Origin of the sequence: Ruminococcus sp. OA3, assembly GCF_022440845.1 — a bacterium.
Classification (GTDB): domain Bacteria; phylum Bacillota; class Clostridia; order Lachnospirales; family Lachnospiraceae; genus Ruminococcus_G.
Map to the genome: position 1 here is coordinate 1,375,216 of NZ_JAKNTO010000001.1, position 22,219 is coordinate 1,397,434.

The 22,219-nt window shown below is 48.4% G+C and carries 21 protein-coding genes; 20 read left to right on the forward strand and 1 reads right to left on the reverse strand.

Features of this window, described 5'->3' with window-relative positions; translation table 11 throughout:
* Positions 1-2: 2 nt before the first annotated feature.
* The 16 genes from MCG98_RS06265 to MCG98_RS06340 all read left to right on the forward strand — a co-directional run bounded on the left by MCG98_RS06265 (position 3) and on the right by MCG98_RS06340 (position 17,577).
* Positions 3-1,115 (forward strand): sugar transferase, encoded by a 1,113-nt coding sequence (locus tag MCG98_RS06265; RefSeq protein ID WP_345891628.1) that lies wholly within the window; start codon positions 3-5, stop codon positions 1,113-1,115.
* 105 nt (positions 1,116-1,220) lie between these two features.
* Entirely contained in the window at positions 1,221-2,000 is a 780-nt protein-coding gene (locus MCG98_RS06270; protein ID WP_240300980.1) for an ABC transporter permease, read from the forward strand.
* A gap of 3 nt (positions 2,001-2,003) precedes the next feature.
* Entirely contained in the window at positions 2,004-2,738 is a 735-nt protein-coding gene (locus MCG98_RS06275; protein ID WP_240300982.1) for an ABC transporter ATP-binding protein, read from the forward strand.
* A 17-nt stretch (positions 2,739-2,755) separates the two neighbouring features.
* Entirely contained in the window at positions 2,756-3,148 is a 393-nt protein-coding gene (gene tagD, locus MCG98_RS06280; protein ID WP_240300984.1) for a glycerol-3-phosphate cytidylyltransferase, read from the forward strand.
* A gap of 225 nt (positions 3,149-3,373) precedes the next feature.
* Complete coding sequence (locus MCG98_RS06285) at positions 3,374-6,367, forward strand: MBL fold metallo-hydrolase (RefSeq protein WP_240300993.1); 2,994 nt, start codon at positions 3,374-3,376, stop codon at positions 6,365-6,367.
* 42 nt (positions 6,368-6,409) lie between these two features.
* Positions 6,410-7,687: a D-alanyl-D-alanine carboxypeptidase family protein gene (locus MCG98_RS06290; RefSeq protein WP_240300995.1), complete on the forward strand. Its 1,278-nt coding sequence runs from the start codon at positions 6,410-6,412 to the stop codon at positions 7,685-7,687.
* A gap of 4 nt (positions 7,688-7,691) precedes the next feature.
* Positions 7,692-8,408 carry an IspD/TarI family cytidylyltransferase gene (locus MCG98_RS06295; protein ID WP_240300997.1) on the forward strand — a complete coding sequence of 239 codons (717 nt, stop codon included), beginning with the start codon at positions 7,692-7,694 and terminating at the stop codon, positions 8,406-8,408.
* A 9-nt stretch (positions 8,409-8,417) separates the two neighbouring features.
* On the forward strand, positions 8,418-9,512 hold the full coding sequence (locus MCG98_RS06300; RefSeq protein ID WP_240300999.1) for an NAD-dependent epimerase/dehydratase family protein: 1,095 nt from the start codon (positions 8,418-8,420) through the stop codon (positions 9,510-9,512).
* Positions 9,513-9,527: 15 nt separating this feature from the next.
* A complete protein-coding gene (locus tag MCG98_RS06305) occupies positions 9,528-10,373 on the forward strand; it encodes a LicD family protein (RefSeq protein WP_240301001.1) in 846 nt (281 codons plus the stop codon).
* 4 nt (positions 10,374-10,377) lie between these two features.
* Complete coding sequence (locus tag MCG98_RS06310) at positions 10,378-11,247, forward strand: LicD family protein (protein ID WP_240301003.1); 870 nt, start codon at positions 10,378-10,380, stop codon at positions 11,245-11,247.
* Positions 11,244-12,497, forward strand: a complete 1,254-nt coding sequence (locus MCG98_RS06315) for a hypothetical protein (protein WP_240301004.1) — start codon at positions 11,244-11,246, stop codon at positions 12,495-12,497. Before MCG98_RS06310 ends, MCG98_RS06315 begins: the two co-directional genes overlap by 4 nt.
* 4 nt (positions 12,498-12,501) lie before the next feature.
* Entirely contained in the window at positions 12,502-13,431 is a 930-nt protein-coding gene (locus MCG98_RS06320) for a glycosyltransferase (RefSeq protein WP_240301005.1), read from the forward strand.
* A gap of 22 nt (positions 13,432-13,453) precedes the next feature.
* Positions 13,454-14,596 (forward strand): glycosyltransferase family 4 protein, encoded by a 1,143-nt coding sequence (locus MCG98_RS06325; RefSeq protein ID WP_240301007.1) that lies wholly within the window; start codon positions 13,454-13,456, stop codon positions 14,594-14,596.
* A 12-nt stretch (positions 14,597-14,608) separates the two neighbouring features.
* The gene (locus MCG98_RS06330) at positions 14,609-15,316 is read left to right on the forward strand and encodes a glycosyltransferase family 2 protein (protein WP_240288970.1); all 708 of its coding nucleotides are present in this window, start codon (positions 14,609-14,611) and stop codon (positions 15,314-15,316) included.
* A complete protein-coding gene (locus tag MCG98_RS06335; protein ID WP_240288969.1) occupies positions 15,306-15,680 on the forward strand; it encodes a DUF2304 domain-containing protein in 375 nt (124 codons plus the stop codon). Before MCG98_RS06330 ends, MCG98_RS06335 begins: the two co-directional genes overlap by 11 nt.
* Entirely contained in the window at positions 15,655-17,577 is a 1,923-nt protein-coding gene (locus MCG98_RS06340) for a DUF2142 domain-containing protein (RefSeq protein WP_240301008.1), read from the forward strand. The genes MCG98_RS06335 and MCG98_RS06340 overlap by 26 nt, the downstream gene beginning before the upstream one ends.
* 61 nt (positions 17,578-17,638) lie before the next feature.
* On the opposite strand, the gene MCG98_RS06345 is transcribed toward MCG98_RS06340, so the two are convergent.
* Positions 17,639-18,574, reverse strand: coding sequence for a DDE-type integrase/transposase/recombinase (locus MCG98_RS06345; RefSeq protein WP_240288967.1), 936 nt, complete (start codon positions 18,572-18,574; stop codon positions 17,639-17,641).
* 211 nt (positions 18,575-18,785) lie between these two features.
* Between MCG98_RS06345 and rfbB the strand changes: the two genes are divergently transcribed.
* The 4 genes from rfbB to MCG98_RS06365 all read left to right on the forward strand — a co-directional run bounded on the left by rfbB (position 18,786) and on the right by MCG98_RS06365 (position 22,208).
* Positions 18,786-19,862, forward strand: a complete 1,077-nt coding sequence (rfbB, locus tag MCG98_RS06350; RefSeq protein WP_240288966.1) for a dTDP-glucose 4,6-dehydratase — start codon at positions 18,786-18,788, stop codon at positions 19,860-19,862.
* Positions 19,863-19,931: 69 nt separating this feature from the next.
* On the forward strand, positions 19,932-20,801 hold the full coding sequence (gene rfbA / locus MCG98_RS06355) for a glucose-1-phosphate thymidylyltransferase RfbA (RefSeq protein WP_240301015.1): 870 nt from the start codon (positions 19,932-19,934) through the stop codon (positions 20,799-20,801).
* 18 nt (positions 20,802-20,819) lie between these two features.
* Positions 20,820-21,383, forward strand: coding sequence for a dTDP-4-dehydrorhamnose 3,5-epimerase (rfbC, locus tag MCG98_RS06360; RefSeq protein ID WP_240301016.1), 564 nt, complete (start codon positions 20,820-20,822; stop codon positions 21,381-21,383).
* Positions 21,384-21,392: 9 nt separating this feature from the next.
* Positions 21,393-22,208 (forward strand): ABC transporter permease, encoded by an 816-nt coding sequence (locus MCG98_RS06365; protein WP_240301017.1) that lies wholly within the window; start codon positions 21,393-21,395, stop codon positions 22,206-22,208.
* The last annotated feature ends 11 nt before the right edge of the window (positions 22,209-22,219 follow it).

Below are 22,219 nucleotides of genomic sequence, written 5' to 3' on the forward strand. Positions count from 1 at the left end.
TCGTGCTGATTCAGATTCTGTTGATTTCAGGCAAGCTGTATCGTCTTAGATGGCTGATCACCGTTACTCTGGGGATGACTGTGGTGGATATACTGATCGCGGTGGTGTTTATCCAGGTATTTCATATGCTGTACTATAAGGCGTTTCCGCCGCGGAAAATGCTGCTGGTCTATGAGGAACGGCCGCCGCAGCCCCTGATGCGGAAAATGTATGAGCGCCGCGACAAATACAACATCTGTGAGCATGTGAATATTCAGGGGAGCATGGAAGAGGTTGAGAAGCTGATCCTGAAATATGACGGTGTGATACTGTGTGATATCCATGCGAAAAGCAGAAACCATCTGCTGAAGTACTGTTATCAGAGGGGAATAAGGGTTTACACAACCCCCAAGATTTCTGATATTATATTGAAGAATTCAGAGATATTACATCTGTTTGACACACCCCTGTTTCTGTCAAGAAATCAGGGACTCAGCTTTGAACAGCGTTTGCTGAAGCGCGCCATGGATTTTGCAGTGTCACTGGTATTGCTGGTGGTGGCCAGTCCGTTTATGCTGCTGACAGCGATCGCGGTAAAACTGTATGACCGCGGACCGGCTTTGTTTAAACAGGAACGTGTTACTGTTAATGGAAAAAAGTTTCATGTTTATAAGTTTCGCAGTATGATCGTGGATGCGGAAAAGAACGGGGTGGCTGTCCTGGCAACGAAGAATGACAGCCGTATCACTCCGATCGGAAAATTTATCCGGGCCACCAGGCTGGATGAACTTCCGCAGCTTTTTAATATCCTGAAAGGTGATATGAGTCTTGTGGGACCGAGACCGGAGCGCCCTGAGATCATAAAAAAATATGAGACAGCGATTCCGGAGTTTTCTTACAGACTTAAAGTAAAAGCGGGGCTGACGGGATATGCACAGGTTTATGGAAAATACAATACGACCGCATATGACAAACTGAAACTGGACCTGATGTATATTGAGAATTATTCTCTTTTGCTGGATCTGAAACTGATCTTCATGACGGTTAAAGTAATGTTTATGAAGGAGAGCACGGAAGGGCTGAGCAAAGAACAGCTGGATGAGCTGATCACCAAGGAACACGTAAAAGGACAGTAATTGTTACTTTTTCTTGCCAATGCATCTGAAAAGTGGTATATTTGCGTTTATGAGGCTGATTTGCCTTGCTGATGAATTGGAAGAATAGTATGAGGATGGTATGAAATGCAATTTTTTAAAGATACGAAAAAATATGCCGGCTACGTCGTCCGGTCTGCAAAATCGCAGCTGAAAGCAGAAGTGGCAAGTTCCTATCTGAACTGGATCTGGTGGATACTGGATCCACTGTGTTTTATGTTGATTTATGCATTTATCTTTGGCGTGGTTTTTGACGGCAGGGAACCGTATTTTACAGCTTTTATTTTTGTCGGACTGACTGGATGGACCTTCTTTAACAAATGTGTACAGGCCAGTGTCAGGATGGTAAAAAATAATAAATCAATTATTGACAAGGTATATATGCCAAAATATGTGCTGGCGTACACGAGAATGGGCGTCGATGCGTTCAAGATGCTGATTTCATTTGTTATTGTGGCATGTATGATGGTGGTGTACCGTGTGGATTTGACCTGGAATATTCTCCTGGCGGTTCCGCTGGTATTCTTATTGATGGTTATCACCTTTGCCGGGATGACGATCTTTATGCATCTGGGAGTTTTCGTGGAAGACATGAGCAACATTGTGAATATACTTCTTCGTCTTCTGTTTTACGTCACCGGTATCTTCTATTCAGTCAATACAAGACTTCCGGCACCGTATGGAAGCTGGGCGCTGAAGCTGAATCCGGTCGCCTATATTCTGGACGGGCTCCGAAAGTGTCTGCTGTACGGGCAGACGCCGGACATGAGAATATTTGCGCTGTGGCTGGTGGCCGGAATTCTCGTTGCGGCGATTGGCGTTAAGATTATCTATCGATATGAAAATGGTTATGCAAAGGTGGTTTAGGATATGCAGGAGCAGGAATATGCGATTGAGGTGAAGGATCTGCGGATCAGCTATCGCTGTCTGAAGTCCTTTTCTGTAAAGAAAAGTTTTTTTAAGCTGAAAAAAAGTAAGGCAGAAGTATTCGAGGCAGTGCGGGGAGTTTCTTTTAAGGTCCCTAAAGGCGATATTATGGGTATTGTCGGAAAGAATGGAAGCGGTAAATCTACGATGCTGCGGGCGCTGGCCGGAATTTTTTCAGCCGATTCCGGCAGTATCGATCTTCATGGATATTCAATCTCGCTCCTGGCGATCGGAGTCGGATTCCAGAAGGCGTTGAGCGGCAGGGAGAATATCTATCTGTCCGGAATGCTGCTGGGATTTTCAGAAGAACAGGTAAAGGCAAAAGTGAATGAGATCATTGAGTTTGCCGGTCTTGGGAAGTTTATTGATATGCCGGTGAAGACATATTCAAGCGGTATGTACTCTAAGCTGGCTTTTTCCATTACGGCGATACTGGAGACCGATATCATGCTGATCGATGAGGTCTTAAGTGTAGGAGATGCAAAGTTTAAAAAGAAGAGCTATCAGAAGATGAAAGAGCTGATCATGGATAAGGACAGAACTGTCATCATAGTCTCGCACAGCTCAGATACCATACGCGAATTATGTACGAGCGTGTTGTGGCTGCACGAAGGAGAGATCAAGATGCTGGGAGATCCGCAGGAAGTCATGGATAAATACGAGGAATTCATGCAATAGGCTAAGATGGAGGTATCATGAAGAGAGTGATTACGTACGGTACATTTGACCTGCTGCATTACGGGCATATCAATATTCTCAGACGGGCAAAACAGCTGGGCGATTATCTGATCGTTGCTCTGTCGACGGATGAATTTAACTGGAATATGAAGCAGAAAAAGTGTTACTTTACTTACGAAGAGAGAAAACAGCTGCTTGAGGCGATCCGTTATGTTGATCTTGTGATACCGGAGGAAAACTGGGAGCAGAAGGTATCTGATGTGAAAGAATATCATATTGATACCTTTGTGATAGGAGATGACTGGGAAGGAAAATTTGATTTTCTGAAAGAATACTGCGATGTTGTGTATCTGCCGCGGACGCCTGAGATCTCGACGACACAGATCAAATATGATCTGAATAAAGAGTAAGCGGGAGACATGATGTACTCCCTGGTATATTTAAGGAGCAAGTTTTATTATCTGTTTTAAGAGGTGGGTCATTGACATTCCGTTTTTTAAAAAACGGTTTGATTTGGTGCCCGCCTTTGGACGTTAATGAGGGATATGGGGTGGTTACAGCTTGTAAAACCACGCTTTTCTGTGTATAGTATTGATAGAACACAGAGGGGAAACCGATAATTTAAGGAGTAAATTATGCCACGCAGGATTAAATATGTTCTGGGTACGGTCATCGTACTCTGCATTACGTTTTTGGGATGTGCCAAAGCGGAGGCGGCTACCAGAATTCATTATATCGCACTGAAAGGATCTACGGATGCTATACTTCTGGAAGACAACGGCCGTTTTGGGATTGTAGATTCCGGCGAAGACTGGGATTATCCGCAGGGAGATGATCTTAAATATCCATACCGTACGGGAATTGTGACAGATCAGGGATTTGAACAGCAGGTGATCTACTATATGAAATCTGTCGGAGTCACATCGTCAAATCTGGACTTTTATATCGGAACACATGCTCACAGTGACCATATCGGCAGCGGTGATGAGATTGTCAATTATTTTAAGCCCAAAAAGCTGTATCTTAAAAAATACTCAGACAGTAATCTGTCCAGTGCGGGCAGAAGATGGGATAATTCTTATATCTATAACGGTCTGCTGGCTGCCGCCCGCGGTAATAAAGTGACGGTGGTTCAGAATCTTACAGAAGGCATGCAGATCAAACTGGGCAGCCAGATGAAGCTTACGCTGTATAACACGCTAATCCGTAAAAAGATACCGGATGAAAATTCAAATTCTCTTGTGATCAGGGTGAGTGCGTACGGGAAAAATACAGTACTGACGGGGGATGCGATCCCGGAAATTACGAGGTGGCTGCTCGACAATAAAAAACTGGGAAATACCAATGTTCTGAAACTTCCACATCACGGATACAGGCAGAATAATCCGGATGATATCCTGAGAAAATTTGCGGCGGGGACTGCGGTGGTTACAGGTCCGATATCGAATGTGGACATAAGCACTCAGAATCTGCTGCGCAGCATGGGGACTGACATTAAAAGCACCTACTCGACGGCACAGGCGGCAATCGTTTCACAGATAACATCCGCCGGGTATACGTTTACGGTGAAAAGCATTAAAGGCGGCTGGTTTACGTATGACGGCGGGCAGTATTATATGGATACGGCAGGCCGCCCGGCAGTCGGCTGGAAGAAAATATCCGGCAAGTGGTATTATTTTGACAAGACAGGTAAGGCTAAAACGGGCTGGGTAAAATATAAGGGGAACTACTATTTTCTCAATCGAAAAAATTCCGGATCATATAAGCAGGGTGCCATGCTGACAGACTGGAAAGTGATCGACGGCAAGACGTATTACTTTAAAAAGGACAGCGGTGAGATGCTGACAGGCTGGCAGACGATCGGCGGCAAAACATTCTATCTGAAAGAAAGTGGAGCGGGAGGCGACTGCGGTCAGGTTATGAAAGGATGGCAGGTGTACAGGGGACGTACCTATTATCTGCAGATGGCGGGAGACAAAGGCACAGCCGGCAGGATGCTGACAGGCTGGCTGAACATCGGCGGCAAAATGTTTTATCTTAACAGGACCGGCAATGTCAGCTGGACAAAGGGAATGCTGCTGACAGGCTGGCAGACGATCAGTGGAAAGACGTATTACCTTAATCCGTCGGGAGCAGCCGGGGTGCGGGGATGTGCCGCGGCGGGATGGCTTTCATTAAACGGAAAGATGTATTACCTCAATCCGTCGGGAGCAGCCGGAGTCAAAGGGGAACTGCTGACAGGCTGGCAGACGATCGGTAACGAGCAGCATTACTTTATTAAAGGAGGAGCTGCGGGGGGACTCAAAGGTAAGATGCTCCTGGGCTGGCAGACGATCGGTACACATGAGTATTACCTGGAGCCTTCGGGAGCAGCCGGTGTTCTCGGTAAGGCGGCGAAGGGCTTTCGCACAATTGACGGAAATACTTACTATTTCCAGATGGCAGGGAGTCCCGGGGCAGCGGGCAGAAAGATCAAAGGCAGCATTCAGACCTGGGACGGGTATGTGTATGCATTCCATAGTCAGACAGGAGTTCTTTTTGATATAACCGGCGTGATTTCAGACGCGGGAGCCGGACGGACACAGGAACAGTCCATGCTCCAGTATAATGCAGTGAAATCGGGGGAGAGTGGAATATCATCGGTTGCCTTTAAACTGAAGTCGCAGCCGGCAGCCGGAAATCTGGAGTATCGCACGTATCAGGGAGAATCCGGATGGGATGCGGCGGCAGCCGGAACGTGGAAGAAAAACGGAGAGACAAGCGGAACATCCGGTAAAGATGGCGGTGGAATCCAGGCGATCGAGATGCGGCTTACCGGAACGCTTAAAAATCAGTATGATCTGTATTATCAGGTGTATATTGTTGATTATGGATGGCTGGGCTGGGCAGCGAACGGCGGGACCGCAGGCATTCAGGCAGACGGTGCGCAGAAGGCGATCGGGGAGATCGGAGCGCTTCATATCCAGCTTCGTCCGAAACAATCCGCATACGGTTCTCCGGGTGGCGGTGAAAGTCCCGTACTTGGGATTGTGATTCCGGACAGAGCCGGGCTTCAGGAGGTTATGGATGAGGCGCGGATTGTGCTGGATGAAAATGAATCTGATTACAGCATCGTTTCATGGCAGGCGCTGACGGAAGCATACCAGAGGGCAGAAGAAGTCCTTGAAAATTATATGCAGGAAGAACAGAGTGCGCTGGATGAAGCGGAAATAGCGCTGAGAAGTGCCATGGACAGTCTGGTGAAAGCGCCGGACATTGTCGGGCTGGCAGAGAAAGCGGCGCTGAAAGATGCGGAGTATCCGGACAACGATGAGACTGCAAAACTGTATTCAAAGGAGTCCTGGGAGGCACTGCAGCGTGCATATGATGACGCGGACGTGATTCTGGACAATTACCGTGGTGGCTATACCCAGAAGGAGGTCGATGAGGCGGAGGCGGCGCTTGCCGAGGCAATGGAACAGCTGCAGCCGGCAACGGAGACCACGCTAACACCGGAAGCATCCCCGGAGCCGGGGGGCTTCCCGGAACCGGAAATCATGCCGGCACCGGAACAGACGCCGGAAATGACACCGGATACAGAAGAAATGACTCCTGAGGAATTGCCGGAACAGGAACCGGCATTGACGTAACAGCAGACAGAGTGACAAAAACAGATCATAAAGGTGGGAAACATGAAAAACAAAAAAACTTACAGTATCATCCTGGCATTGCTGGTATGCATGCTGTTTACACAGACGGCATGGGCTGAAGTCCATAATGACGAGAAATACACGGTTAAGACGAACGAGACAAAAGGATGGCCGCAGGGGGCAGATACATACTCGGAGACGGCAGTCCTGATGGATGCGAAGACAGGAGAAGTATTGTTTGACAAGGGCAAGGATGAGACCAGATATCCTGCCAGCATCACAAAGATCATGACAACACTTCTGGCTCTGGAACACTGTAAGCTGGATGAGCAGGTAACGTTTACGGAAACAGGGCTTGCAAGGATGGCGGAAGGCAGCAATATCAATATGCAGGTCGGCGAAATCATGACGATGGAGCAGTGTCTGTATGCTGTTATGATCAGATCTGCCAACGAAGTTGCAGCTCAGGTGGCGGAACACGTTGCGGGAAGCCAGGAAGAGTTTGCCAGGATGATGAATGAGAGAGCGCAGGAGCTGGGGTGTACGAATACTCATTTTAATAATCCAAGCGGACTCCCGGACGAGAACCACTGGACGACAGCAAATGACATGGCGCTGATCTTCAGAGAGGCTTTAAAGAATGAAGAATTTGTAAAGATCATCGGTACACTGGAGTATACGATCCCACCGACTAATCTGAATCCTGAGGCGCGCACGGTTTCCAGCCATCATGCAATGATCGTTCCGACAGCACCTGAGTATTATGAAGGATGCATTGGGGGGAAGACGGGAGTAACGGATCTGTCCCAAAATACACTTGTGACTGCGGCTGAACGTGACGGTATCCGGCTGATCGCCGTTGTGATGCGTGCAGATCCGGGACAGGTATGTGCGGATACGAAAGCCCTGTTCGATTATGGGTTCGGGAATTTTGAAAAGCTCGCGGTGCAGGGAGGAGAACTTCTTGTGCCGAAGGGAGTGACAGAAAATGATCTTACCGAAACCTCTGTGGATATCGAGGACGGAGTGTTCAGGACGTACACTTACAATGACTATACGGTTGGAACTGTAACGGTTTCACAGGAAGAACTTGATGCCATGGAAAAGGCTGAGCAGGCAGAGAATGAAGAACAGCAGGCTGTGACGAAAGAGCCGGTACCGGAGACGGAGGGCGTACCTGAAAAACAGGATGAAAGTGTGTCCGGGACCTACCGGACCATCATCATCGTCCTCGGAGTACTGATCGCGGCTGCTGTGCTGCTGATCATTATCAAGGCAGCCACCAGAAAGAAGAAAAGAAAGAGAAGAAAAAAGAGGTAAGGCTATGAATGTTGCGCTGATCATTGCCGGCGGGAGCGGGCACAGGATGAACCAGGATATTCCAAAGCAATTCATCAATATTTATGACCGGCCGGTGATCGTCTATACACTGGAAGCGTTTCAAAAGCATAAGGAAATCGATGCCATTGAAGTCGTCTGCCTGGATGGCTGGCATGATGTGCTGAAGGCCTATGCAAATCAGTTCAATATCACGAAACTTCGGTGGGTAACCTCCGGAGGTTCAACCGGGCAGGAATCGATCCGCAACGGGGTGGATAATCTGAAAAATGACTGTGAGGATGATGATATCATCATCGTACATGATGGTATCCGGCCGTTGGTTGATGTCAGTGTATTATCGGACGTGATCGCTGTGTGCCGCGAAAAGGGCAATGCGGTTACCGCGATGCCGTACAATGAACAGATTTTTAAGATCAGGGATGAGGAGTCTACCTGTGAATATATTCCGAGGGAGACACTGCGAAGAGTGGCGACTCCGCAGGCGTACAAATATGGGAAACTTCGATGGGCATATGAAAAGGCATTTACAGAGAAAATCGGTATCTATGGGTCGTCCTACACGAATACGATGATGGTGGATCTCGGAGAGACGCTGTATTTTGCGAAAGGATCTGACCGCAATATCAAATTGACGACGAAAGATGACCTTGAGCTTTTCAAGGCGTATCTGAAGCTGGAAGAAAACACCTGGCTGAAGTAGGGTATGAGTATGATAGAATATGAACAGTATAAAAGTGATGTGAAAACGATTGCCGGCCTCTCTCTTCCGTGGGAGAAGCTGAGACAAAAAGAGCTGCTGATCACCGGGGCAACGGGGCTGATCGGATCATTTCTCATCGATGTCCTGATGGAACGGAATACGGCATATGCCAACGAGATCAATATCCGGGCGGCCGGGAGGAGTCCGGAGAAAGCCAAAAGCCGTTTCAGAGATCATGGGATTGTAATGGAAAATGAAAAAGCCGGCGATTTTGGCCGGCTGTTTTTTAAACAGTGGGATGTGACCGCACCGCTTCCCGAAAATGAGATGACATATGATTATATTATTCACGGGGCGAGCAATACACACCCCAGAGCTTACGCAGCAGACCCGGTGGGGACGATCACGGGAAATGTCACCGGACTTTTGAATCTCATGGAACATGCCAGGAGAAGGCGACCGCAGAGGGTACTGTTGATGTCAAGCGTCGAAATATACGGGGAAAATGTGCAGGCAATTCCGGCATTTGCGGAAAGTGATCTTGGGTACATTGACTGTAATACGGTGCGCGCCGGCTATCCTGAGAGCAAGAGGCTTTCTGAAAGTATCTGTCAGGCTTATGCCGCGCAGTATGGAGTGGAGTTTGTCACGGGACGGTTCAGCCGCGTGTACGGACCGACGATGCAGGAGGAAGACAGCAAGGCGCTGGCACAGTTTATCAGAAACGCCGTGAGCGGCGGGAATATCGTGCTTAAAAGTGAGGGAAAACAGCTGTATTCCTACACGTATGTGGCGGATGCAGTATCAGCGCTGCTGTTCCTGCTGTTAAAGGGAAAAGCCTGTGAGGCTTATAATATTGCAGACCCACTGTCAGATCTGACATTGAAAGAACTTGCCGGGTTGCTGGCAGATTTTTCAGGAACGAGGGTGGTCTGTGAACTGCCTGACGAACAGGAGCGTGCAGGATATTCGGCGGCGACTCATGCAGTGCTGGATGCAGCGAAACTTAAGAGCCTCGGCTGGCATGCGATGTTCCCGATAGAGACGGGACTGGCCCATACGGTGGAGATATTGACTGAGGCAGCGAGGGAAGCACAGAGATAATAACGGGGAAAAATTATGATTCAATACACAGAAGAAGATTACCGGAAAATCAGGAAATACAGCATGGAAACATTAAAGGAGTTTATCCGGATATGTGAGAAGCATGAACTTACGTATTTTGCAATATCAGGTACGGCGATCGGTGCAGTCCGCCATCAGGGATTTATCCCGTGGGATGATGATATGGACGTCGGGATGCTCAGAGAGGATTATGACCGCTTTGTCCGGATTGCAAAAGAGGAGATGGATAAGAGGTATGAGCTTTACAGCGCATCCCTTCAGAAACGGGTGCAGGGGTTTTATCTGCAGATGTTTCCAAAGGGTTCCGTCTTCATGACGAAATGGAACCAGAAATGGCCGCTTCATCCCGGGATCAAACTGGATATTTTTCCGTATGATAACATTCCGGTGTCAGGGAGGGAACGAGCCAGACTGTACCGGTCGCTCCGCTTCTGGAACCGGCTGTACATTATTAAAAATACAGGCGTACCGTATTTTGAGGGAAACAGTCTGAAAGTGAAGCTGGTCAGGGGGGCATGCCGCCTTGGCTATTACATAATGAAACCGGGTCCGTCGGTGGACAGGATTGTTTCAAGGTATGAGAGGCTGATGCAAAAGTATGCAGGTACCTCAGGGTATTATACGATACTGGATGATATGAATCCGGATCTCTGGGTCATCAAAAAAGACGAGCTGTTTCCTGTGAGGCGGGAGCGGTTCGAGGACGTCATGATTAACCTGCCTGCTGAAAATGATGCCATGCTGCGAAGGCAATACGGGGATTATATGCAGTTGCCGCCGGAAGATGAACGCCAGGGTCATGAGATCGTAAAACTGGTGTTTCCAGAAGAACAGGAGTGATAAGATGCTTTACAGGGAATATGATCCGAATATATTGCAGAAACTGCAGGATGTCGAATGCGAAATACTGAAAGATTTCGATACATTCTGCCGGGAAAACGGCATCGAGTATTTTGGCTGCGGAGGGACGCTGCTGGGAGCAGTCCGGCATGGCGGTTTCATTCCGTGGGACGATGATATCGACGTCGGAATGACGAGGGAGCATTACGACCGTTTTCTGGAGATTGCCAGGAGGGAGCCGAAGGGAAAGTATCATCTGATGAACGCGCAGGTGGATGCCTCTTTTCCGGTCATGATAAGTAAATGGTATCAGGCGGGGACGAAATTCCGGGACGAGGATGCCGTGACATGCGGATATGAGTCCGGGATCGCAGTCGACATTTTTTGTTTCGACAATGTGGCGGATGATGAACAGGGACTTCGCCGACAGGCGATGCAGGCATGGATTTTCGGAAAGCTGCTGGTACTGCGGCAGATTGCGGAGCCGACTGTGTATGCGGATGGATGGAAGGCAAAGACCATGCTGCTTGTTTCAAAACTGATAAACAGACTGCTTAAGATGTTCCGTGTTTCGCCGGAATACCTTTACCGTAAAGCAAATGAAGCGGCTGTGCGCTACCGGGATGAGAATACGCGGAGAGTTGCTTTTTTATTTGATCCCACACCGTATACGAGCATGTTGCGGCGCAGTGATATTTATCCTGTGAGAAAACTTATGTTTGAGGGAATGGAACTGAGTTTCCCGCGCCGTCCTCATGTATACCTGCGCACAAGGTACGGTAAGAACTACATGGAGCTTCCGCCGGAGGATAAACGCCATAACCATCCCCCGGCTGAACTGGATTTTGGAAACGGAGAACAGAGCGAATCATGATCACCAGAATCTTCATGCCGCCGGACGGCGGTACCATGAAAAAAACGTATTTCTGGACGGTGCTCGCCGGCATGCTGTATGCGGGCAGTTCTTTCGTCATGTCGCTCGGTGTGTCAAATATACTGGGGGCAGCTGCCGCTGGAATATTTGCCATTGCAATGTCCATTGGAAATCAGCTGGTGACGATCGGCTATTATAATATGCGGACGTTTCAGGTATCGGATGTGCTGGAGAAATACAGTTTTGGGGATTACTGCGTTTCCAGGCTGATCACCACCGCCGCCATGGCAGCTGCCGGTGTCATCTGGATCTCAGCAGGGGGCTATCGCGGGGAAAAAATGGCAGCCATCGCACTGATGATCGGTTTTAAGATGTGCGAATCGGTATCCGACCTGCTGGAAGGGCGATACCAGCAGAAAAACAGGTATGATGTGTCCTGCAGGGCAGTATTCGTGAAGACAGCGCTGTATCTGGCGGGATTCGCCGCGGTGATGCTGGTGACCAGGAATCTGCTGCTCTCGGTGGCTGCACTCGGTATTGTCTATCTGATCTCTGTCGTTGTGATCGACGGGACATTGATCAGTGCGTTCGGCGGGCTGAAACTTCATTTTTCCTGGGAGAAGCAGAAATCGCTGATGATCAGCTGCCTGCCGTTGTTTGTGAACTCTTTTCTGACGGCGTATGTCATCCATGCATCCAAGTATGCGATTGACCGGTATTACAGCAATGAATATCTGGGAATGTTTAACACGTTGTATATGATGGCGTTTGTTGTGAACCTGTTCTCGGGGTTCGTGCTGAAGCCACTGATCACGCCGCTTTCCGTCAAATACAACGACGGAGATTACCGTGCGTTTTCGGGGATTATCCGGCGTCAGCTTCTAATCATCGGCGGCATTACGTTTATCTGCGTGGCGGGAGCTTACGTGCTGGGGATTCCTGTCATGTCCTGGCTGTCAGGGATTGATCTTGACGGGCATCGCACCGCATTGTGCATCATACTGGCAGGAGGGGCATTTACAGCGGTATACCAGCTTCTGCAGTACGCGATCGTGATCATGCGGCAGCAGTTCGCCTGCCTTCTGGGGTGTGCCGTCACGGCGGGACTTACCTTCGTCTTCACGCCTGTGCTGGTGAAGCGGTACGCGATTATGGGAGGAGCCGTCAGCTACCTCTGTTCGATGGCGCTGATGTCGCTGGCGTTTCTGGTGATTTTTATATACTATCTGATGAAAGAAAGCAGGGATTGATACTATGTCAAAAGGTTCCAGAGTATCCGTGCTAATGTCTGTGTACCGGCCGGATCTTTCGTTTTTAAGGCAGCAGCTTCTCAGCATCGAGGCTCAGGATTATCCGGATACAGAGCTGATCGTATGGGATGATTGTCCGGGGGAGGATATCACAGGCATTCTCGGGGAAATACTTTTAAAAACGCCGTACACATACCACAGATGCAGTGAAAACCTGGGTTACATCCGTGCTTTTGAGACCCTGGCAGAGATGGCATCCGGTGAATATCTGGCATTCTGTGACCAGGATGATGTGTGGGATGCATCGAAGCTTTCAAGATGTACAGAGGTTCTGGAACAGAAGCGTGCAGTTCTTGTGACGTCTGACCGCAGAATCATCGATGAAGAAAACCGTGTGGTGACAGAGAGTGTGCGCAGCGCAAGCAGGCATCCATATGAACGATGGAGCACCGGAGACGATATTTCCTGCAATGCAGTTTTTACCTGCTATGCACTCGGTATGACGATCGTGATGCGCACAGATGCGGCAAAACGGATGCTGCCATTTTCAAGAAATACCGGACACGATAAGTGGGTGACGATGTGTGCAGCGGCGATGGGCAGTGTCTGCTATATTGAGGAAGTGCTTCAGAGTTACCGGCGCCATGGGAAGAATGTCAGCGGTATTTTCTATCACCTGGCTTCGAAGGAGGAGTATTACACGTGGCGTGTAGAGACCTCATGCGCCGTAGTGCGGGAACTCCTGGAACGGTTTCCGGACCATCCACGAAGGGAACAGATCCTGGCATTTTCACGGGCAAGAAAGAGAAGAAAAACGGTACAGCTGTGGAAATACCGCAGGACGGCACCTGCCGTGGCTATGTTTGAGATAATGCTGAAGTGGATTCCCTCTGGAGTTTTTGCATGGATGCTGAAACATATGCAGGGAAGATAAAAGCTGCTAAAGGAGAAGGAGAATGGCTAGAAAAATCTGTATTTTCTGCTCTCACTACTTTCCCTATCTGGGAGGCGTGGAGCGTTATACGTACCAACTGGCGAAGGCATTGATGGGGCGGGGAGATAAGGTAGTGATTGTAACGTCCAACGATATGCATCTGGAGACGTTTTCTTACATGGAGGGAATTCCCGTCTTTCGGATGCCGTGCTTTAATCTGCTGGATGGAAGATACCCGGTATCAAAACCCGACCGGACATTCTGGAGGATTCACCGTCGGCTGAAAAGGGCCGGATTTGATCTGGTGATCATACAGACGCGTTTCTATCTGCATTCTCTTTATGGTATTGTGTTCGCAAACAAAATCAAAGCCAAAAGTATTGTGCTGGACCATGGAACCAGCCATATGACGGTAGGAAACAGACTCGCGGATACCGTGGGAGCATGGTTTGAACATGCACTGACTGCGGTTGAGCGTGTGGGCTGCCATGACTTCTACGGGGTATCCAGGGCATGCTGCCGATGGCTTGCACATTTTCATATCAGGGCGAAGGGCACACTTTACAATGCGGTGGATGCGGCGGGGATTGAACAGATTCTGAATCACCCGGTAAAAGATTACAGGACCGAATACGGGCTGCAGCCGGAGGACATCGTAGTGACTTATACGGGACGGCTGGTGAGGGAGAAGGGAATTTTGAATCTCATGAAAGCAGTGGAGGATATTCCCCGGGAAAAAAGGGTATTCCTGATGATCGCGGGTGACGGGGATGAGTGGGACGCAGTCTGTGCGGGGAAGAGTGAACGGATTCTGCCACTTGGCAGGCTGTCTTTTGAAGAAGTGGTCTCACTGCTGGGACAGACGGACATCTATTGCCTTCCGACGGATTATCCGGAAGGGTTCCCGACCTCGGTGCTGGAGGCGGCAGCGGCGGGGTGCTATGTGATTACGACGCCCCGCGGTGGTTCTCAGGAATTGATTCTCGACAAAGGCTATGGTATGATAATGCGTGACAATCGCCCGGAGACGATCAGAAATTCACTGTTGTCTGTTCTGGACGACAGTGAAGGGCGTAAAATAGCCGCGAAAAGAGCAAAAGAGCGTCTGCTGAAGAACTTCACCTGGGAGAGGACAGCAGACCAGATCCATCACTTAGGACTATGACGGGAGATACCCATGAAGAAACTGATTATTATTCCGGCTTATAATGAAAGTGCCAGCATAGAGAAGACGGTGCTGGAAATCAAGCGGTATGCGCCGGAATTTGACTATATTATTGTTAATGACTGTTCCACGGATCATACGGAGGAGATCTGCAGAAGACAGGGATTTCCTGTGATTAGTCTTCCGGTGAATCTGGGAATCGGAGGGGCTGTGCAGACGGGGTACCGCTATGCACTGGAAAAAGGATACGATATGGCAGTCCAGGTCGACGGCGACGGACAGCATGACCCGGCGTTTTTAAATAAAATGGCAGATCATCTGGAACAGCATGATCTGGATATGGTGATTGGATCCCGCTTCATTGAAAAAAAAGGTTTTCAGTCATCCGGGATGCGCAGGATTGGGATCCACTACTTTACACAGCTGATCCGTCTTCTGACGGGAAAAATCATTACAGATCCTACTTCCGGACTTCGGATGGCCGGCCGTTCGGTGATAAAGATGTTCGCATATAACTATCCTGTGGACTATCCGGAGCCGGAAAGTGTGACGTTCGCACTGCGCCATGGAAAAAAAGTGGAGGAGATACCGGTTGTCATGAGAGAGAGGAGTGGTGGTGTGTCTTCTATTTCCATGACAAAGTCCGTATATTATATGATAAAGGTGACAATGGCGATCATCATTGAGTGTATCCGAAAGGAGGAGACAGATGAATATTAAGACGCAGATTCTGGTGGTTGCGGCTGCCCTTGTGGCTTTAATTGTGCTGGTGAATATGATTCGGAACAATAAGCTGGAACTAAAGTATGCAATGTCCTGGTTCGTGCTTGGTATCGGTGTACTGCTGTTCGGATGTTTCCCATCGCTGACTGCCTGGCTTGCCGGTGTGCTTGGAATTGGAACACCGGTCAATATGCTGTTTTTTGCGGGGTTCTGCTTTGCTCTGGTCGTGATATTTTCTCTGACGATGGCGGTGTCCAGACTGTCAAATAAAGTGAAGAAGCTTGCACAGGAACTGGCACTTTTACAGAAGGAACGGGAAGAACAAGGGGCGTGTGATGAAAATGAAGAGACTCAGGAATAAATATATCTGTATTGCGGCTGTGATTTTTGTGATCCTGGCTGCCGGTGTCCTGGGAGAGATATTCTACAACCTGCCCGTTAAAAAACAGGCAGATTACCAGTATCTTGGGACGGAGCAGATAAAAGCGAACGGTTTTAAACTGACAGACGGGGTTTATGTCAGTGAACGCCCGGGTGCAAGCCTGACACTGTCTTTTGAGGAACAGTATGTTGACAAGCTGTATTATGAGTTTGATTATGAAGGCCAGCTGCATGCGACGATACTTGTGGGAGATTATCAGGAGGAGGATTCTTCAAAAAGCAGAAAAATAGCCGACGATAATAATCACATGTTTGTGTCTTCTACAGTAAATATCCGAAATACCGCGGACCAGATTACGATACGTATGCCGGAGGAGGCCAAACACGTCAATATCCGTGCTGTTGCCATCAACAACACAGAGAACTACTCTGCCGGGCGGTTTTTATTTCACTGCGCGGCGGCGGGACTGGTGCTGCTGGTTCTGTTCCTGCTGTATGGTGAGAAGAAGCTGAAACCGGAGCGCATCTTTCTGACAGTCAGCCTGTGCGTGGGAAGTCTGATGATCCTGCTGCTGCCGGTGCACAAAGTAGGACTTGATGAAGAGATTCATTTTGGAAGGGCCTATTATCTGTTTGATACTCTGCTGGGACGGGATACCATAACAGTGACGCCAGCCATGAATGACCTGATTCAGACAAGTATGAATAACTGGCCGTACAGCATCCCGCAGTCGGAGGAGGAGTACAAACAGGAGGAAGCATTCTGGAACGACAGTCTGTCCTGGGACTCCCAGAAGCCCTCAGATGAAGACCAGCAGAATAATTATGGATTCCAGATGTACTCTTTCAGTTATCTGCCGCAGGCATTGATGATAAAGGCTGGGCAGCTCCTGCATCTGGACTTTACATCAATCTATAAACTGGGAAGGCTTGGGAATCTGATCCTGTACTGTGTGGTCATGTTCCTGGCGATCCGACGCATACCGTTTGGCAAGCGTATCATGCTGGTGCTCGCACTGATGCCGACGGCAATGTTTTCTGCAGTGACCTATACGTATGATGCGACAGTGACAGCATTTACCTTCCTGGGAATCGCATATCTGCTGCCGGAGCTTGTTGACAAGGACAGGCATGTATCATACAGGAACTGTGCGGTCTTTACGGCGGCATTTGTTATCGCAAGTCTTCCCAAGCCAGTCTATATACCGATGATCGCTCTGGCGCTTTTTATCCCGGCTGCAAGATTTAAGTCAGCGAAAGAGTGCAGGATGTTCAGAGGGTTTATCCTGCTCGCATTTTTGCTGGTACTCTCAACGTTCGCACTGCCTCCGCTTTTAAACCCTCATCAGGCAGGAGATGCCAGGGGCGGGGATACCAGTGTGGGACAGCAGCTGCGGTATGTATTTGCGCACCCTTTCATCTATGCGAAACTGCTGTTTAAAAGTCTTTGGGAGAAATTTTTTTCCTTTACGTTCGGGTACCGGGGACTTGGACAGATGGGGCACCTGGCGGGCGATCAGAGCATGGTGACGACGGCGCTGCTGGCAGCCGGCGTGACTATCACCGATGTGCGCGGACGCGAAAAAACGGATTTGAGCGTAATCCAGAAGACAGCCGCCGCAGTCCTGGCATTTGTGACGATCTGTCTCGTCTGGTCAGCTCTTTATCTCAGCTTTACTCCAGTCGGTGCAGACATTATACGGGGAGTGCAGGGTAGATACTATCTGCCGGTGACGATGATGTTTCTGCTTGCTTTTCGAACCAGGCTTATCAGAAACACCCTGCCGGAACGTATTGACACTGCGATACTGACGGGTGCAAGTGCACTGCTGCTGATGGCAACGGTATACAGTGCGGTTGTGGTAAATACGTTTTAGAAATTACAGGGACGGCTCTTGGGCTTGCCGGTCAAATAGCTGTAGGTTTGTCAAACATATGTTACAGTGACATCAGATAATTATCCAGTACCTGTTTTGGGGTTTTCCATCCAAGTGGGCGCATAGGAAAGTTATTATAATCTCTGCGGTTATAGAGTTTTAACTGTTTGCTGAAGTCTTCAAAAGAGTAAAAACTGTGGACAGCATAGAAACGCTCATTGTCTTTCCTGTGGCTTCGCTCCACTTTGCCATTATGCCTTGGAGTAAATGGACGTATCAGCTTGTGCCTGATGCCGTATTCCTTAAGCCGGACTTGAAAGATGGTAGGTTTATCCGAACCGCCGTAAGAGCTGAAGCGTTTGGTAAATTCCTGACCATTATCAGTCTGGACACATTCGACAGGGCAGGGAAACGCTTTGATAAGATGCTCAAGGAACAAGGCAGCGGAATAGGAGCTGTGTTCTTCAAATGCTTCCACAAACCGCCATCTGGAGTACTCATCAATGGCGGTGTACTGATAAAACCGTTGGTCTTTGGCTTCATTCATGAGGCAGGCAGAAGGGACAAATTTCACGTCAATCTGAATCCGCTGTCCGGGATAGGCCATCTGCTCATAAGGCTTAGGGATGTACTTGGGATTAGGAGGATGAACAGCCATAATCCCCTGTTTTCTAAGGAAACGGTAAAGCCCGGGAATAGAACGGGAATAACCGCGCTGCATAAGTTTTACCCAAAGGATGACTAAACCAGCCTCAGGATTACGTCTGCGCATATCGGTAATCATTTTGATCTCCTGAGGCGTATGCTGATTAGGATGGCTGTGTGGGCGTCTGGAGCGTTCACGGAGGGACTCCATAGAGCCGTCAAAGCGACGTTTCCAGCGATAGATATACTGCCGATTGGTTTTATATTTAACGGCAGCTTTGGTAACGCCATACTTCTCAGCGTAACGGATCAGGGATAGACGGTATCTCATATCTTGTGTTATACTAGCCATAGCAGGGAACTCCTTTGTTTATGTTGTGGTTGTGGTGACTAAAATATAACACAAAGGAGAGATCCCTGCATTTTAATTATTCAGTTGTAACATATGTATTGTAATCCTACACTCTTGGGCTTGCCGGTCAAATAGCCGCCTTGAATAATAACAGTTAAGATGGTATACTGTAGACAGTAAACAGCAAAAAACCAACACGGAGGAAAAACCAATGAGAACTTACCTCGTAACCGGAGGTGCCGGTTTTATAGGTTCTAACTATATTCACTATATGTTTAAAAAGTACGGTGATGAAATCCGTATCATCAATGTGGACAAACTTACCTATGCAGGTAACCCTGAGAATCTCAAAGATATTGAAGACAGAGAGAATTATACGTTTGTGAGGGCGGATATCTGTGACAGCGATGCGATTCAGTCGATATTTGACGAAAATGACATTGACAGAGTCGTACATTTTGCAGCGGAGAGTCATGTGGACCGAAGCATCCGCAATCCGGAGGTTTTTGTAAAGACGAATGTACTGGGAACGCTGGTGATGCTGAACGCGGCAAAAGCGGCCTGGGAACTTCCTGACGGCAGCTTTAAAGAGGGAAAAAAATTTCTCCATGTATCGACAGATGAGGTATACGGATCCCTGGAACATGAAGGGGAGTACTTCTACGAGACGACACCGTACGATCCGCACAGCCCGTACTCGGCGAGCAAGGCATCTTCCGATATGCTGGTGAAATCTTATATGGATACGTACAGATTCCCCGCAAATATCACGAACTGCAGCAACAATTACGGACCGTATCAGTTTCCGGAAAAGCTGATCCCGCTGATCATCAACAATGCGCTTCAGGGAAAGAAGCTTCCGGTATACGGTGATGGAAAAAATGTGCGTGACTGGCTGTATGTCGAAGACCACGCTAAGGGAATTGACATGGTACAGGAAAAGGGAAGACTTTTCGAGACATACAACATTGGCGGACATAACGAAAAACAGAATATTCAGATCATTCATATCATTCTGGACACCCTGCAGAAGATGCTGCCGGAAGGGGATCCGAGAAAAAAACTCGTCAGCGAAGATCTCATCACTTACGTGACGGACAGAAAAGGACATGACCGGCGCTATGCCATCGCTCCCGATAAGATCAAAGAGGAGATCGGCTGGTACCCTGAGACCATGTTTGAAGAGGGAATCAAACTGACCATTCAATGGTATTTTGAGCACGAAGACTGGATGAAAAATGTAACGAGCGGTGATTACCAGAAATATTATAACGACATGTATCAGTAATCAATGGAAGAAGGATTATCACGCGCAGGCGGGATAAGCCTTCTTTCTTATGCGATGGGAGGACAACAAATGAAAGGTATTATTTTAGCAGGCGGCTCCGGTACGAGGCTGTATCCGCTGACGAAAGCGATTTCCAAACAGATCATGCCGGTCTATGACAAACCGATGATCTATTATCCGCTGTCAACGCTGATGCTGGCGGGAATCCGCGATATCCTGATCATCTCGACGCCGAGAGACCTTCCTGTCTTTGAAGAATTGTTTGGGACGGGAGAGCAGCTGGGGCTTCGGATGAATTATGCCGTACAGGAATATCCGAGGGGACTGGCGGATGCGTTTATCATCGGAGAAGATTTTATCGGAGATGATCATGTGGCCCTCGTACTCGGAGATAACATTTTCTACGGACAGAGTTTCCAGAAGGTATTAAAAGCTGCAGCCGGGAGAAAATCGGGGGCGACCATATTCGGATACTATGTACGTGACCCGAGAGAGTATGGAGTTGTGGAATTTGACGGGGAAGGCAGGGCGCTGTCGATCGAAGAAAAGCCGGAACACCCGAAATCCAATTACGCCGTACCGGGATTGTATTTCTATGACAATGATGTCGTAGATATCGCGAAAAATGTAAAGCCGTCCGCCCGCGGGGAGATTGAGATCACGAGCGTGAATAATGAATACCTGCAGAGGGGAACGCTCCATGTAGAGACCCTTGGCCGGGGATTTGCATGGCTGGATACCGGAAGCCATGACATGCTGTTAGACGCTGCCGACTTTGTGGCTGCGTTTCAGAAACGACAGGGGCTTTATATCTCCTGCATCGAAGAGATCGCATACAAAAAAGGGTTTATCACAAAAGAACAGCTGGTGGAACTGGCACAGCCGCTTCTCAAAACGGCTTACGGACAGTATCTGCTGGAGATTGCTGAAGGATTATAAGAAAGAGAGAATATGATCATGGGAAAGATTACAGTTGAAACATGCGAGATAGAAGGATTAAAGGTGATCACGCCCGCTGTGTTTGGTGACGAGCGCGGGTACTTTATGGAGACTTACAACTATAAGGATTACAAGGCTGCAGGCATCGATATGGAATTTGTACAGGACAATCAGTCCAGTTCCAAAAAGGGCGTGCTCAGAGGACTGCATTTTCAGATTCATTATCCTCAGGACAAGCTGGTGCGTGTGGTCAGCGGGGAAGTGTTTGACGTCGCTGTCGATCTCCGTCCGGGCTCAGAGACATACGGAAAATGGTTCGGCGTGGTTCTGTCAGCGGAGAACAAAAAACAGTTCTTTATTCCGAAAAATTTTGCACACGGGTTTGTTGTGCTCTCAGATTCTGCCGAGTTTGCATACAAGTGCACCGATTTCTACCATCCAAACGATGAGGGAGGTCTGGCTTATAATGATCCGGAGATCGGAATTGAATGGCCGATTCCTTCAGGGATGGAACTGACAATTTCTGAAAAAGACCAGAACTGGGGAAGTTTTCAGGAATATACGAAGAAGCGTCAGGGATAAGAGGGACATATGCTGAAAAAAATGTTTTCGCTTCCAGTGGAGCTGTATCAGAACCGAAGACTGATCCTCTCGCTGGCTAAAAATGATTTTAAAACGAAATATGCCGGCTCTTATCTCGGCATTATCTGGGCATTCATTCAGCCGATCGTCACAGTGCTTGTGTACTGGTTCGTCTTTGGGCTTGCACTGCGGGCCGGAGGAGAACGTTCCGTACCGTTTGTCCTTTGGCTGGTGGCTGGTCTGGTACCGTGGTTTTTTGTACAGGACAGCCTGGTAAACGGGACAAATGCGCTGATCGAATATAATTACCTGGTCAAAAAAGTGGTGTTCAAAATCAGTATACTTCCCATGGTAAAAGTGATTTCGGCATTGTTTGTTCATCTTTTTTTCATTGTAGTTGTGCTGGTTATCTATGCGGTTTACGGATATTTTCCGGATCTGTATGTGTTACAGCTGATTTATTACAGTTTCAGTGCCTTTATGCTGGTGCTTGGGATTTCTTATCTGACGAGTGCGGTTGTAGTTTTCTTCCGCGACTTATCTCAGATTATCAATATTTTCCTGCAGGTGGGTGTTTGGCTGACTCCGATCATGTGGAACTTCAAGGATCTGGGGCTGGAAGCCGGAGGTACAATTGCAACGATTCTGAAGCTGAATCCAGTCTATTATATTGTTACAGGATACCGTGATGCCCTGATCGATAAAATTGCCTTCTGGGAGCATCCAGGTCTTACAGCGTATTTCTGGATTGTGACGGCAGTTATTTTCATAATCGGCGCAGGCCTGTTCAAAAAAATGAAAGTCCATTTTGCGGACGTTCTATAATCGAGGTTAAA

Bases quoted from the DNA above. Each gene is read 5' to 3' on its own strand.
- MCG98_RS06270 (WP_240300980.1), top strand. From the start codon at position 1,221: ATGCAATTTTTTAAAGATACGAAAAAATATGCCGGCTACGTCGTCCGG.
- MCG98_RS06275 (WP_240300982.1), top strand. From the start codon at position 2,004: ATGCAGGAGCAGGAATATGCGATTGAGGTGAAGGATCTGCGGATCAGC.
- tagD (WP_240300984.1), top strand. From the start codon at position 2,756: ATGAAGAGAGTGATTACGTACGGTACATTTGACCTGCTGCATTACGGG.
- MCG98_RS06285 (WP_240300993.1), top strand. From the start codon at position 3,374: ATGCCACGCAGGATTAAATATGTTCTGGGTACGGTCATCGTACTCTGC.
- MCG98_RS06290 (WP_240300995.1), top strand. From the start codon at position 6,410: ATGAAAAACAAAAAAACTTACAGTATCATCCTGGCATTGCTGGTATGC.
- MCG98_RS06295 (WP_240300997.1), top strand. From the start codon at position 7,692: ATGAATGTTGCGCTGATCATTGCCGGCGGGAGCGGGCACAGGATGAAC.
- MCG98_RS06300 (WP_240300999.1), top strand. From the start codon at position 8,418: ATGATAGAATATGAACAGTATAAAAGTGATGTGAAAACGATTGCCGGC.
- MCG98_RS06305 (WP_240301001.1), top strand. From the start codon at position 9,528: ATGATTCAATACACAGAAGAAGATTACCGGAAAATCAGGAAATACAGC.
- MCG98_RS06310 (WP_240301003.1), top strand. From the start codon at position 10,378: ATGCTTTACAGGGAATATGATCCGAATATATTGCAGAAACTGCAGGAT.
- MCG98_RS06315 (WP_240301004.1), top strand. From the start codon at position 11,244: ATGATCACCAGAATCTTCATGCCGCCGGACGGCGGTACCATGAAAAAA.
- MCG98_RS06320 (WP_240301005.1), top strand. From the start codon at position 12,502: ATGTCAAAAGGTTCCAGAGTATCCGTGCTAATGTCTGTGTACCGGCCG.
- MCG98_RS06325 (WP_240301007.1), top strand. From the start codon at position 13,454: ATGGCTAGAAAAATCTGTATTTTCTGCTCTCACTACTTTCCCTATCTG.
- MCG98_RS06330 (WP_240288970.1), top strand. From the start codon at position 14,609: ATGAAGAAACTGATTATTATTCCGGCTTATAATGAAAGTGCCAGCATA.
- MCG98_RS06335 (WP_240288969.1), top strand. From the start codon at position 15,306: ATGAATATTAAGACGCAGATTCTGGTGGTTGCGGCTGCCCTTGTGGCT.
- MCG98_RS06340 (WP_240301008.1), top strand. From the start codon at position 15,655: ATGAAAATGAAGAGACTCAGGAATAAATATATCTGTATTGCGGCTGTG.
- MCG98_RS06345 (WP_240288967.1), bottom strand. From the start codon at position 18,574: ATGGCTAGTATAACACAAGATATGAGATACCGTCTATCCCTGATCCGT.
- rfbB (WP_240288966.1), top strand. From the start codon at position 18,786: ATGAGAACTTACCTCGTAACCGGAGGTGCCGGTTTTATAGGTTCTAAC.
- rfbA (WP_240301015.1), top strand. From the start codon at position 19,932: ATGAAAGGTATTATTTTAGCAGGCGGCTCCGGTACGAGGCTGTATCCG.
- rfbC (WP_240301016.1), top strand. From the start codon at position 20,820: ATGGGAAAGATTACAGTTGAAACATGCGAGATAGAAGGATTAAAGGTG.
- MCG98_RS06365 (WP_240301017.1), top strand. From the start codon at position 21,393: ATGCTGAAAAAAATGTTTTCGCTTCCAGTGGAGCTGTATCAGAACCGA.